The organism is Sphingobacterium spiritivorum, from assembly GCF_016724845.1.
Taxonomy (GTDB): Bacteria; Bacteroidota; Bacteroidia; order Sphingobacteriales; family Sphingobacteriaceae; genus Sphingobacterium; species Sphingobacterium spiritivorum_A.
Window position 1 is genome coordinate 1,159,747 of the sequence record NZ_CP068082.1, and the last position, 13,134, is coordinate 1,172,880.

General features: G+C 41.1%; 9 protein-coding genes. 5 read left to right on the forward strand and 4 right to left on the reverse strand.

Annotated elements, in window-relative coordinates; genetic code table 11:
* Positions 1-84 precede the first annotated feature (84 nt).
* Positions 85-1,032, reverse strand: a complete 948-nt coding sequence (locus tag I6J03_RS04875; protein WP_003012345.1) for an MlaD family protein — start codon at positions 1,030-1,032, stop codon at positions 85-87.
* A 69-nt stretch (positions 1,033-1,101) separates the two neighbouring features.
* The gene (locus I6J03_RS04880) at positions 1,102-1,956 is read right to left on the reverse strand and encodes an N-acetylmuramoyl-L-alanine amidase family protein (RefSeq protein ID WP_003012344.1); all 855 of its coding nucleotides are present in this window, start codon (positions 1,954-1,956) and stop codon (positions 1,102-1,104) included.
* A 216-nt stretch (positions 1,957-2,172) separates the two neighbouring features.
* Here I6J03_RS04880 and I6J03_RS04885 point away from each other — a divergent pair, with 216 nt between their 5' ends.
* The 3 genes from I6J03_RS04885 to I6J03_RS04895 all read left to right on the forward strand — a co-directional run bounded on the left by I6J03_RS04885 (position 2,173) and on the right by I6J03_RS04895 (position 7,534).
* On the forward strand, positions 2,173-4,758 hold the full coding sequence (locus tag I6J03_RS04885) for a putative LPS assembly protein LptD (RefSeq protein WP_003012343.1): 2,586 nt from the start codon (positions 2,173-2,175) through the stop codon (positions 4,756-4,758).
* Between the two features lie 37 nt (positions 4,759-4,795).
* Complete coding sequence (locus I6J03_RS04890; RefSeq protein ID WP_003012342.1) at positions 4,796-6,055, forward strand: competence/damage-inducible protein A; 1,260 nt, start codon at positions 4,796-4,798, stop codon at positions 6,053-6,055.
* 96 nt (positions 6,056-6,151) lie between these two features.
* Positions 6,152-7,534: a dihydrolipoamide acetyltransferase family protein gene (locus I6J03_RS04895; protein WP_003012341.1), complete on the forward strand. Its 1,383-nt coding sequence runs from the start codon at positions 6,152-6,154 to the stop codon at positions 7,532-7,534.
* An 83-nt stretch (positions 7,535-7,617) separates the two neighbouring features.
* On the opposite strand, the gene I6J03_RS04900 is transcribed toward I6J03_RS04895, so the two are convergent.
* On the reverse strand, positions 7,618-8,985 hold the full coding sequence (locus I6J03_RS04900; RefSeq protein WP_039990572.1) for an MATE family efflux transporter: 1,368 nt from the start codon (positions 8,983-8,985) through the stop codon (positions 7,618-7,620).
* A 191-nt stretch (positions 8,986-9,176) separates the two neighbouring features.
* Here I6J03_RS04900 and I6J03_RS22830 point away from each other — a divergent pair, with 191 nt between their 5' ends.
* Both I6J03_RS22830 and I6J03_RS04910 read left to right on the forward strand, forming a co-directional pair.
* A complete protein-coding gene (locus I6J03_RS22830) occupies positions 9,177-9,680 on the forward strand; it encodes a Sec-independent protein translocase subunit TatA/TatB (protein ID WP_003012338.1) in 504 nt (167 codons plus the stop codon).
* A gap of 90 nt (positions 9,681-9,770) precedes the next feature.
* Positions 9,771-12,008 (forward strand): Tex family protein, encoded by a 2,238-nt coding sequence (locus I6J03_RS04910; protein ID WP_039990571.1) that lies wholly within the window; start codon positions 9,771-9,773, stop codon positions 12,006-12,008.
* Positions 12,009-12,339: 331 nt separating this feature from the next.
* Here I6J03_RS04910 and I6J03_RS04915 read toward each other — a convergent pair whose 3' ends face one another.
* Positions 12,340-13,131, reverse strand: coding sequence for a GLPGLI family protein (locus tag I6J03_RS04915; RefSeq protein ID WP_002996678.1), 792 nt, complete (start codon positions 13,129-13,131; stop codon positions 12,340-12,342).
* Positions 13,132-13,134: the final 3 nt, after the last annotated feature.

The following is a 13,134-nucleotide window of genomic DNA, read 5'->3' on the forward strand; positions in this document are numbered from 1 at the left end:
TTGTTTATATCATCTGTAAGGAATCATATCCAAAACACAACGCTATAAGAAAAGGCATGATTGCCGAACAGTTCTGTCAAAAGATTATTTGGTATCCTTCTTTCCGAAAATGGAAAGTCTTATATATTTTCCGGGATGATTCTTCACATCTTTGATCAGATTATCCAATTCCTCAGAAGCACTGTTGAGATTATTATATAACTTATCATCATTAAGCAACAGACTGATAGAACCATCACCGTTATTGATCTTATTCGTTATATCCTGAACATCCTGCATAGCCTGGTTAGCTTTGTCTACTGTAGATTTGATTTCGATCTTAGCCATCTGATCAGACACATTATCCAGATTGTTCATGATATGATCCAGTTTCTTACCGTTATTCTTGAAATTAACCGTGATCGATTCCAGATTAGCCATGATTCTTCCCAAACGCGCCTTTTCAGTTCCCAGCAATCCATTGACCTCTCCGGTAATACCTTCAATATTTTTCATGGTAACAGAGATGCTGTGTACACTTCTCTTCACGTCTTTTTGAAAGTCTTTATCCAGAATGGCATTTACTGCTACCAGTACAGAGTCCATGCGGGCTGCGATATTTTCAACTTTCTTCTGTAAAGGCTCTACCTTTTCCATCAGATTCTGCTGCACATCAGATGTCAGCGGATCACCGTCATTAGCCAGTGTGGTACTATTTCCCAGATTAAAAACGATAATCTTACTTCCCAGCAGGTCTGCACTCATGATACGGGCAACAGTATTGGAAGGGATTTCATATTCTTTCTTAATCTTAAATTCTGTTCTGATCTGTCCATCCGGCATTAGTGTCATTTTTGACACCCGCCCTATCTGATAACCATTGACCATTACAGGTTTTGATACAGCCAGACCATCCACATTTCCATATACCGTGTAAAATGTATTTTCACTACTGAAAACATCATTTCCTTTCAAAAAACTATATCCTATAAACAGTAAGGCAATGGCAACAATTGTCAATGCCCCTACTTTGGTCTCATTTGCTATTTTCAAAATCGTACTATATTACAAACTAAAAAGAAATTAAAACTATCTCTTACAACAGTCGAAGATACTAATTGTTTAGCGTTCCACACTTCTTTTATAGGTTTTAATTGCATTCAACAGGTTATTAATAATCTCATTCTGACCTGAATCTGACATCATAAACTGTTCTTCATCCGGATTACTGATAAATCCGATCTCCGTCAATACAGCCGGCATACCTGCTCTGGCCAGTACCGCAAGACTCTTTTCCCAAACACCACGATTCGTACGTCCAGATTTGACATATTCATTTTGCATGTAAGAGGCAAGCTTAATACTTTGATCCCGGAATTGGTTTTTCATTAACGAGAAGACAATATAACTTTCGGGATCCTTCGGATCAAAACCCTGGTAGTTGTCTTTGTAATTGGACTCCAGCAACAGCGAGGCGTTCTCACGAAGAGCAGCATCCTGTTCGCCTAATCTTCCGTAACCTGACACCAGCGTTTCTGTTCCCTTAGCCGAGGAATTAGTTACAGATGAAGTAACGCGCTTACCTTTGCGGTTGCGGGTCGTCACTCTGCTTATACCGCCGGAGTTGCAATGGATAGAAATAAAAAGATCCGCATGATTATCATTCGCATAATAAATACGCTTATAAAGTTCGACAAATTCATCTGTCTTACGTGTATATAATACTTTGACTCCCGGCAACTCGGACTCAATCAGTTTTCCCAATTTCAGTGCAACTTGCAAGGCAATATGTTTTTCCAAAGTCTCCCGGCCCCTCGCTCCTGAATCATGCCCCCCATGTCCGGCATCAATGACAATAGTCTTTATTTTGTATGGAGATTTACTTTGAGATTTATTGGTGGATGGCAGAATAAGAAATATAACAAGTAGTGATAGTGCGATTAATTTTGTTCTCCCAAAAATCTTTTTTATGTCCATGTGGTATCCTCTTTATTTAACTTAAATTTGACTAGCTATTTGTGATTAAACACAAATTTAACTCATTTAGCATTATTTAACATTAAAACCCCTGTTTTTTCTACATCTTTTTTGACTAATTTTGTCGCCAAGAGTTTATCTTTATCACAAAAATAATATTCATTATCCACTTTGAAGGCGTTAACGGACTTTTTAACATATTTATTACTTCTCGTAATGTGTATTTCTTTAGCTTATGCTCAGGAAACTACCCCTTCAAAAGCGTCGAAGTCTACGATCCGCGATACTACAAAAAATATTACGGATACAACAAAAGTGGTAACACAGGACAGTATACGCGATTCTGTAGTTGTCAAAAATGAAAGTGGCCTGCAGTCTACAGTCAGCATCGTAGCAGTAGACAGCCAGTATACACAAGTTGATAAAAATATAACCTATCTGTACAAAGGTGCAAAGGTCAAATATCAGGATTTTGAATTATCTGCCGATTTCATCCGTCTGGATCGTAATACGAATGAACTATTTGCCAGCGGGGTCATCGACCATAACGGCAAATACGTAGGAAGGCCCGTTGTATTATTCCCCAATGAAACACCCAAATCCGTAGACTCCCTTACGTATAATTACAAAACCCAGGAAGGTAATACCTATGGAATTATGACCGAGGTAGACGGAGGATACATACAGGCCAAAGTCGTGCGGAAAAATATGTACGACGAGATGTCCATATATAAAGGTTTGTACAGTACCTGTGATTTACCCTATCCGCATACACACTTCGGATTACAGATTTCAAAGGGGATTGTCACCAAAAATCAAATCATTGCGGGACCTACCTATCTGGTTGTAGAAAACATACCGGTCAAATTCGTTGCCATTCCTTTCGGTTTCTTTCCGAAACCTAATAAAAGATCTTCCGGATTCCTGTTCCCTTCTTTCGGAGAAGATGCAACCCGGGGATTTACGATCAGAGACATCGGCTGGTATCTGGCTTTTAATGATTATTGGGATACCGAATTGCGGGCAACGATCTTCTCCAAAGGATCCTGGGAAGCACGCGTCAATACGCAGTATAAGGTCAACTATAAATACAACGGGGGATTTAACCTGAGCTTTGCATCGACTAAGACCGGTGTGGAAGGAACAGACGATTACGGATCGGATAAAGTATTTAATGTCACGTGGAACCATACCCAGCGTCAGGAAGCAAATCCAGGGACATCATTCAGTGCATCCGTTAATTTTGGTAGTAGTACTTACTACAAAAGAACAGGAGCTCTGGTCAACAATTTTAACGATCTGACACGTAATAATATGTCCTCATCCATCAGTTATGGAAAAGTATTCGCTGATGGAAAAGTCAACTTCACTTCCAGTCTCAGTCACAGACAGGAAATGGCAACCGGACGTGTAGATTTAGAATTACCGACCTTCAGTCTGAACGTAGCTTCATTCAATCCGTTTGACAGCAAAGAACGTGTCGGAGAACAAAAATGGTATCAACGTATTACCGTAGGCTATAGTTTACAGGGGCGTAACTCCATCTCTATCGGAGATTCCCTGTTATTTAAAAAAGAAGCACTCAAGCAATTCTCTAATGGATTTCAACATTCTATTCCGATCAGTCTCTCACTGAATGCGTTCAAACATTTTCAGTTCAACACAAGTGTCAATTACACCGAACGCTGGTATTTGCAAAGTATCCGCAAGTCATTACAGAATGAGCCTCAGGGATACAAACCTGTTACTGATACCTTACAAGGATTCAAACGCGCATACGATTACTCCGTATCTACAGGTCTATCAACCAAAATATACGGTATGTATCCCAAAATCGGAAAGATACAGAACATCAGACACGTGGTTACGCCCTCTATCAATCTGAATTACAGACCCGATTTCTCGGATCCTTCATTCGGGTTTTACAGAAATTTCATTGACGAAAACGGCAGACAATCCCGGTATTCTATTTTCGAAAAAGGGATCTACGGAACACCGGGGTCAGGAAGATCAATGGGAATCGGATTCTCCGTGGATAATAACCTGGAAGCCAAAATCCTCAGCAAAAGTGACACCTCCAATAACGGAGTCAAGAAAATCCCGATCCTGCAAGGTCTGACCTTTAGTGGTAATTACAACTTTGTAGCAGACTCCCTCAAACTTACTCCGATTAGTTTCTCCGGTCGTACAGCTCTTTTCGGGGAAAAGATCAATATCAACTTCAACGGTTCATTAGATCCGTATTCCATTGACAAGTTCGGGACAAAGATCAACAAATATGCTATTCAGAGTGGCAAGCTTGCGCGATTGACCAGTTTTGGTTTTTCTTTTGACTACAGTTTCAATCCCAATGCCTCCAAGAGCCGCAATCAAAATATAGATTCCCTTCGTAATACGGTACAGAATATGACTCCCGAACAAGCGGAAGCCCTGGCCCGTATCAGTTCAAATCCAAATGCCTTTGTGGATTTCAACATTCCATGGAACCTGGCCGGATCCTTCAGTTTTCAATACAGCAAGCCGGGATTACAGTCTACTGTGACTGCAACTCTAAACGTACACGGGGACTTTAATCTGACTCCAAAATGGAAAGTACAGTTTAACTCCGGATATGATTTCAGGGCAAAGCAGGTATCCATGACCCAATTCAATATCTACAGAGATCTTCACTGTTGGGACATGTCCGTCGGATGGACGCCATTCGGTCAATACAAAAGTTACAACATCACAATCAGAGCCAAAGCCTCCGTATTGCAAGATCTTAAGTTATCTAAACGCAACAGCAGTTTTAGCGGATATTAACGATGACCGCAACTGCTGAAACTTAATATGTAAATCAATGACAGCAGAAATTATAACTATCGGAGATGAAATTCTGATTGGTCAGATCATAGACACCAATTCTGCATGGATCGCCAAGCAGCTCAAAAATATCAATATCTCCATCGGGCAGATTACATCTATTTCTGACAGCAAAGAAGCTATCCGGCAAACCTTACAGGATGCTTCCGGAAGAGCGGATATTATTATTGTCACGGGAGGACTCGGTCCTACCAAAGATGATATCACAAAGATAACAGCAGCAGATTATTTCGGCACACATCTTATCCGCGATGCGAAAGTACTGGCTCATGTAGAAGACTTTTTCAAGCAGAGAGGATTGGAAATGCTGGAGATCAATTTGCAGCAAGCCGATATTTTAGCCAATTCAGAAGTACTGTTTAACGATGTGGGAACAGCTCCGGGTATGTTCGTCAGACAAGACAACAAGTACTACTTCTTTATGCCGGGGGTACCTTTTGAAATGAAGTTTTTGGTTACAAACCGGATTCTTCCGATATTATCCACACTGGATATCGGTCAGTCCATCTGGACACAGAATATTATTACTGCAGGAATCGGTGAATCATTCCTCGCTAATAATATTGCAGATATCGAAGACGCACTGCCTGATTACATCAAACTGGCCTATCTGCCAAAGTACGGTTCTGTACGCATGCGACTAACGGCGATTGGTCAGGATGCATCGGCACTCCGGCAAGAGACTGAACAATTCGCAAACCGTATAGTGGATAGAGTACGACCACATGTTATCTCTACAGAAGATCTGACTATCGAAGAAGTCATCATCAAAGAATTTGCAAAACGTAGCCTTACTTTGTCTACTGCAGAAAGCTGCACCGGAGGTTTTTTAGCAGCGCAACTGACCGCTGTACCGGGGTGCAGTCAGATCTTTACAGGGGGCACTATCCCCTACTCTAATAAACTGAAAATGCAGCTTTTAGGAGTAACAGAAGCTACATTATCATCTTACGGAGCTGTCAGTGAACAAACCGTAATTGAAATGGCGAATGGCAGCAAAAAGAACTTTGGGACCGACTATGCAATTGCGACAAGCGGGATAGCCGGACCGGATGGCGGAACTCCCGAAAAACCTGTCGGAACAGTATGGATCGCTATTGCCGGAAAAGAAAAAGTGATAACAAAAAAGTGCCAGTTTACACCAAACAGACAGGTAAATATAGAATTGGCGACTGCTTATGCCTACAATATGCTATGGAATTTGTTTCATACGGAAAACAACTTCAGTGTAAAATAAAATATTAAAAAAACACTGTATTAAAAAATTAAATTTTGTTTGTCCAATCTATTACAATTAATAATTAACTTAGTATTTTGACAACGATAAAGACGCATGGCATTATATAATTTAACACTTCCCAAGATGGGAGAAAGTGTCTCCGAAGCTACGGTAACCAAGTGGCTGAAAGAACCAGGAGACAGGATCAGTGAGGATGAAGCTGTGGTAGAAGTTGCTACTGATAAAGTAGACTCCGATGTTCCGTCCCCGGTTTCGGGTATTTTAAAAGAGAAAAAAATCAGTGACGGAGAGATCGCTCAGGTTGGTCAGATCATCGCTATCATTGAAATAGAAGGTGAAGAAGAAGAAACAACTGTTGCTTCACCTGAAGTAAATGAAGTAGAAGCCAATATGATCAATCCGACTCCTGTAAAGGATGAAGAGATTATTATACAAGAGATCCAACTCCCTGATTTGGAAATTCCGGGAGTAGACCAACTCCCAGCCTCACCCGCAGCCCACAAGGAAGCGATTCATAATAGCATAAGATTTTATTCTCCTCTGGTCCGCAATATTGCACAGGAAGAAGGTCTTTCTCAGCAGGAACTGGACTCCATCCCCGGAACAGCCAGCGATGGCCGCGTTACCAAACAGGATGTGTTAAATTACCTGCAGCAACGCAAACAGAGCGGTCCGTCAAATGCAACCCCAGCTCAGGCCGCTACCTCAGCACCAGCTACGACTGCACTGGCTCCGTCTGCCACAAAAGCAATTGGCGTAACAGCTGCCGGCGATGAGATTATAGAGATGGATCGTATGCGCAGGCTGATAGCTGATCATATGGTCAAAAGTGTGCAGACCTCCCCGCATGTATGTTCTTTTGTAGAGGCAGATGTGACAAATATGGTCAACTGGCGCAACAAAATTAAAGACAGTTATAAGAAACGTGAAGGTGAGAATATCACATTTACACCCTTGTTTATTGAAGCCATAAGCAAAGCTCTGAAAGACTTTCCGATGGTCAATGTTTCTATCGACGGAACAAATATTATCAAAAGAAAGAATATCAATATCGGAATGGCAGCAGCCCTTCCTACCGGTAACCTGATTGTACCTGTGATCAAAAATGCAGATCAGCTTAGTCTGGTTGGTCTAAGCAAAAGTGTCAACGATCTGGCGGTCAGATCACGTGCAAATAAACTGAAACCGGATGACACACAAGGTGGTACATTTACATTTACAAATATTGGTGCATTCGGCAATATAATGGGTACTCCTATTATCAATCAGCCGCAGGCCGCTATTCTGGCTGTAGGTACCATTACGAAAAAACCGGCTGTCATAGAGACTGAGTTTGGAGATATGATCGGTATAAGACATATCATGTATTTATCTATGTCCTATGATCATCGGATCATAGACGGCGCTCTGGGTGGTACATTCCTGAAGCGTGTTGCAGATTATCTGGAACAATGGGATACTAACCGTGTAATCTGATCCGCGGTATATAAGTAAAACTAAAAAGGCTTCTTTTCTATGCGAAAAGAAGCCTTTTTAGTTATCCGGTCAGAGTATAAATCTTACCGGATAGTATACGTTGCCATATGTCTGCCTATTACAGCTCTGTAACGTGCATATAGGAGTAATGAGGATGTCAGTAAGCCTAATGTCAATCCATACCAAACACCTTTTACTCCCCAATCCAATACCACTCCTAATACATATCCAACAGGTAATCCGACAACCCAATACGCGATAAACGTAATAAAGGTCGGAACATTCACGTCACCCATACCTCTCAGAACACCCAAACCTACTACTTGTGTACCGTCAAACAGCTGAAATAATCCGGCAATGATAAGTAACTGAGAAGCAATAGCCACCACAGTTATGTCATCAGTAATAAGGTATGGAAGATACTTATTGAAAACAGCAAATATAATCGCAGCTACAGACATAAAGATCAATACCAGATGATAGGATGATACGGCAAAACGTTGTAATCTGAAATAATTCTTATTTCCAAAGCTATTACCCGTCTTGATAGTGGCCGCAGATGCTATACCGCTGGCCATCATATACGTCATAGCAGCCAGAGTAATAGCCACCTGATGTGAAGCCTGCGCATCTGCACTTATCTTCCCGGCGATCAGCGCAGCACCGGCAAAGGCTCCGATTTCAAAGACGTATTGCATCGCTACAGGAGCTCCGATCTTAAGAATGTTCCAAAGCTTACTTTTATCCAGATAAGTAAGCCTGAAATGCCTGATATACGATCTGAAAATAGAAGATTTCAATACATACAGAGCCATTACAATCATCATGAGGATACGGTCTATTAATGTAGCAATACCCACTCCTTTGATGCCCATAGGTTTGAAACCAAACATTCCCTTCACCAGAATAATAGCCAGAAGGATATTAAATACATTTCCCCAGATGGTAATATTCATAGCTTGCTTGGTAAATCCCAGTCCTTCTGCAAATTGTTTAAAGGTATTGAAGATCATCAGCGGGAAGATAGACAAACTCAATAAAAACAAGTAAGGCTTTGCTTCTTTTACCACACGCGGATCCTGATCCAGATGCTCTACAGCATACATAGATCCGAAATAAACAAAGCAGAACAATAATGCTCCTGAAAGTGCATTCAGCCAAAAACTGTTAGACAATAGTCTTGCACATTCCTCCTTGTTGGAGCGTCCGTTTTCCTGCGCAATCAAAGGAGTCAATCCATATGCTATTCCCAGACCGATGACCAGTACAACCATAAATACGCTGTGTACAAGGGAAACAGCAGCCAACGGTATTTTACCTGCAAAATGCCCGACAATAACAGTATCTGCCGTCTGTACCAGGGTATGTCCCAATTGGGAAACAACGACCGGACCGGCTAATAAAAATGTACTCAAATAGTACGGCTTATACGATTTTATCCTACCCAACATGTCTAAAAATTTTAGCACAAAAATAGAAAAAGTTTAGATGGTAATGCGTCTTTAATTCGTCATATACTTTCTTTACCGGCACCCGTTTTTATAAAAATCACATAATAATTACAAAATCTTGTTGGCGATTACTATAATTTACGCTTACCTTAGTTCTACATAATATTATAACAAACAAAAAATCGTCAAATATGACACTAGCATTTTTAAACATTGGCACCCAGGAAATGATTCTTATCGTAATCGTTTTATTGTTGCTTTTTGGTGGTAAAAAACTTCCTGAATTAGCTCGTGGGTTAGGAAAAGGGATTCGTGAATTTAAAGATGCATCCGAAGGCATCAAACGTGAAATATCGGATCAGATCAATAATTTTGATAAGGATGTAGAAGAGAAGAAAATTGCTGAAACTCCTGCAGAACCTGTTACACAACAAACCGAAACAGTGCAAACAGCTTCCACAGATTCTCCTGATCAGGAAAAAAAACTTCCTCAGTTTTCAGCTCCGGAAGGCACCTATCAGCATGAGCCGGGTCGTCAGCCTGACTATGATCCGAATGCAAACCATTACAACTACGGTTACAATGATCACTTTGCAAGTAATCAACAGGCAGAAGTTCCTTCTGAAGAGCAGCCACATGCGGCCGCTTCTCCACAACCGTCTTCAGAAAATAAACCGGAACAGAAAGAAGCTTAATTTTATTCTTCTTATTTTTACAGCACAATATTAGAAAGCTGTTGGTTAATTCCAACAGCTTTTGATTTTCATATACTACAATATTCATTTATGTCACACCAAATGGTTATTTCTAACGAACTGTCTATTAGTGACAGACAGGTTCGTACTACTATTGAATTATTAGATGAGGGTGCTACAGTACCGTTTATTGCCCGCTACCGTAAAGAGATGACCGGAAGTCTCGATGAAGTGCAGATCACAACCATCCGTGACAGGATCCAGCAATTAAGAGAACTGGAAAAACGTAAGGAAGCGGTTCTTAAATCTATAACCGAACAGGGAAAATTAACTCCGGAACTGGAACAACAAATATTAGCAGCAGAGACGATGGCAAATCTGGAAGACATTTACCTTCCATACAAACCAAAACGTAAGACCCGCGCAAGTATAGCTCGTGAAAAAGGTCTTCAGCCTCTTGCTGATCAGATTCTGTTGCAGGACGGCAAAGATTTCGAAACACTGGCAGTTTCCCTTATTGATGAAGAAAAAGGTGTGCAGAGTGTAGAAGATGCGCTGGCAGGTGCACGGGATATTATTGCGGAAACCATCGCTGAAGACGCTAATGTACGTGCCCGCTCACGAAAAATATTTTTAGAAAAGGGACAGTTTGTATCCAAAGTCGTTCCGGGGAAAGAAGAGGCTGCTCAAAAATATAAAGATTATTTCGAATGGTCAGAGTCTCTGAAAGATGCTCCTTCTCACCGTGTACTGGCCATGAGACGCGGAGAGAAAGAAGAACTGTTGTATCTGGATATTGAAGTGGCCGAAGAAGAAGTCGTACCGGCTATCGATACACTTTATATTAAAGCAGCCAATCCTGCCGCTACGCAGGTACGTATGGCTTTATTAGACAGTTACAAGCGACTGTTAAAACCTTCCATGGAAACTGAAGTACGTGTACTGACCAGACAGAGAGCGGATGAGGAGGCTATTAAAGTATTTGCAGATAATGTACGTCAGCTTTTATTAGCAGCGCCACTAGGGCAAAAACGCCTGTTGGCTATTGACCCTGGATTCCGTACAGGTTGTAAAACAGTTGTATTGGATGAGCAAGGTACTTTGCTGGAAAATACAGCTATATTTCCGCATACAGGAGCAGGTGCTGCAGCAGAAGCAGCAAAAACAGTCGGGCATCTGGTCAAAAAATATGATATTCAGGCTATCGCTATAGGAAACGGAACTGCAGGTCGTGAGACAGAAGAATTTGTACGTAAGCTCAACATTCAGGACATCACGCTGGTTATGGTGAATGAAAGTGGAGCTTCTATTTATTCAGCATCTGAAACTGCCCGCGAAGAGTTCCCTGACCATGATGTCACAGTGCGTGGAGCAGTATCCATTGGTCGGCGTCTGATGGATCCTCTGGCAGAATTAGTCAAAATCGATCCCAAATCCATTGGTGTAGGACAATACCAGCATGATGTAGATCAGAATAAACTGCAGACCGCATTAGACGACACCGTTATCAGTTGTGTAAATGCTGTAGGTGTGGAGCTAAACACAGCCTCTAAACAAATACTGGCTTATGTATCCGGATTAGGTCCCTCTCTTGCACAACAGATCGTCAATTACAGAGTCGCAAATGGTGCTTTTAAATCCAGAAAAGAATTGAAAAAAGTACCTCGTCTGGGAGATAAAGCATTCGAACAGGCCGCAGGATTTCTCCGGATCCGTAATGCTGAAAATCCACTGGATGCATCAGCTGTACATCCTGAGCGCTACAGCGTAGTGGAAAAGATGGCCAAAGATCTGGGTAAGAATGTATCCGATTTATTAACAAATGAGGAGTTACGTAAATCCATTCCTTTGAAAGCATATGTATCTGAAGAAGTCGGATTACCAACACTACAGGACATCTTATCAGAGTTGGCTAAACCCGGATTGGATCCGCGTGAACAGTTTGAAGCATTTTCATTTACGGATGGCATCAACACTATTTCTGATCTTCGTATAGGAATGAAGTTGCCGGGTATTGTAACCAATATTACCAACTTCGGGGCTTTCGTAGATATCGGCGTTCACCAGGATGGATTAGTCCATCTGAGCCAGCTTGCAAACAGATTTGTGTCTGACCCGCATGAAGTTGTAAAAGTACAACAGCAGGTGATGGTAACGGTCACAGAGGTAGATGAAAAAAGGAACCGCATCGGCCTGTCTATGAAGACGGAAGAAAAATCTGCTCCAAGACCTAAGAAACGGGAACAAGCCGGACAACATAAACAACGCCAGCAACCGGAAACGGATATGGCAACCAAACTTGCCGCTCTTGCAAGTAAATTCAAATAACAAAAAGAAGGCACTCTGTATTTCAGAGTGCCTTCTTTTTGTTTTTGATAAACCAATTCCCTCTCATTTTTAAGGATAACCTGTTCCGACATGTCGGAAGGGTCAGGGAGAGGTTTTGAAGTTTTATAGTTAACCTCTCTGCCTTCCGGGCATCTCTCCTTTAGAATGAGAGAAAAGTTATAACAAGGTTTCTAAAATAGAAATAGGGCTATCCAAAAAGATTGGATAGCCCTATTTCTATGCGATTTTATATGTACCTCCCTTACAACATCATTTCAGATATGAAATTCTCAAAGGGTTTGACTTGACTTTTTAGATAGCTATTTTTCTGTTATAACAGGAAATAGTCAATCAGGTAGGTCACCAGATCTTTCGGCAAAAAGGTTTCTACCATCTGTCTGAATCTTGTTTCTACCTCTTTGCGCGGCATAACCTTATTTTTCTTTTTATCAAATACGGAAAGGTCAAATGGAACTGTATTTGAGAACTCCACTTTGCTGGCAAAATAAGAAACGTGATCATAAGGTACAACTAAACCTAAAATCATTCCCGGAAGTCCGCTTATGGATTCAGGTCCCCCGCTTACGGGAATCTCATTTGTATAATAACCAATCACATACAGCGAATCCTGCGTCAATCCATTTGCACGCCGGCATTCAAATCCTGCAATATCGCGATACTCATCCGTAATCTTCCACTTAATACGAAGTACAGAATCTTTGATAACCAGATTATCACCAAAAAAATCCTGGTAGCGCTTATATTCCTTCGTCTTCAGATTTGTATAGACCGTACCGTCTCCCTTGATGGCGTGATTTTCCATAAATGAGCTGGCGATTTCACTTATATCCGTCTTTACATATTCAAAAAGAGTTTCATCATTGTTAAACTTCAGTGTATTTTTCAGAACGACATTGCCGGGCAATTTATTGGAGATCTGATCATACCAGTTCTTTGTCATCCCTTCCGCCTTGGCATACAATTGCTTTTTAAGCATATTTTGAAGGTAAACAGTCTTATCGAATGTAATCGTTCCTGTCTTGGGGAACATTGTATATTGTGCAAAACCGGAGCGCGCAGATAAAGCAATACTTATAAAAAGAAAAATCTTAACTATTTTCATGAT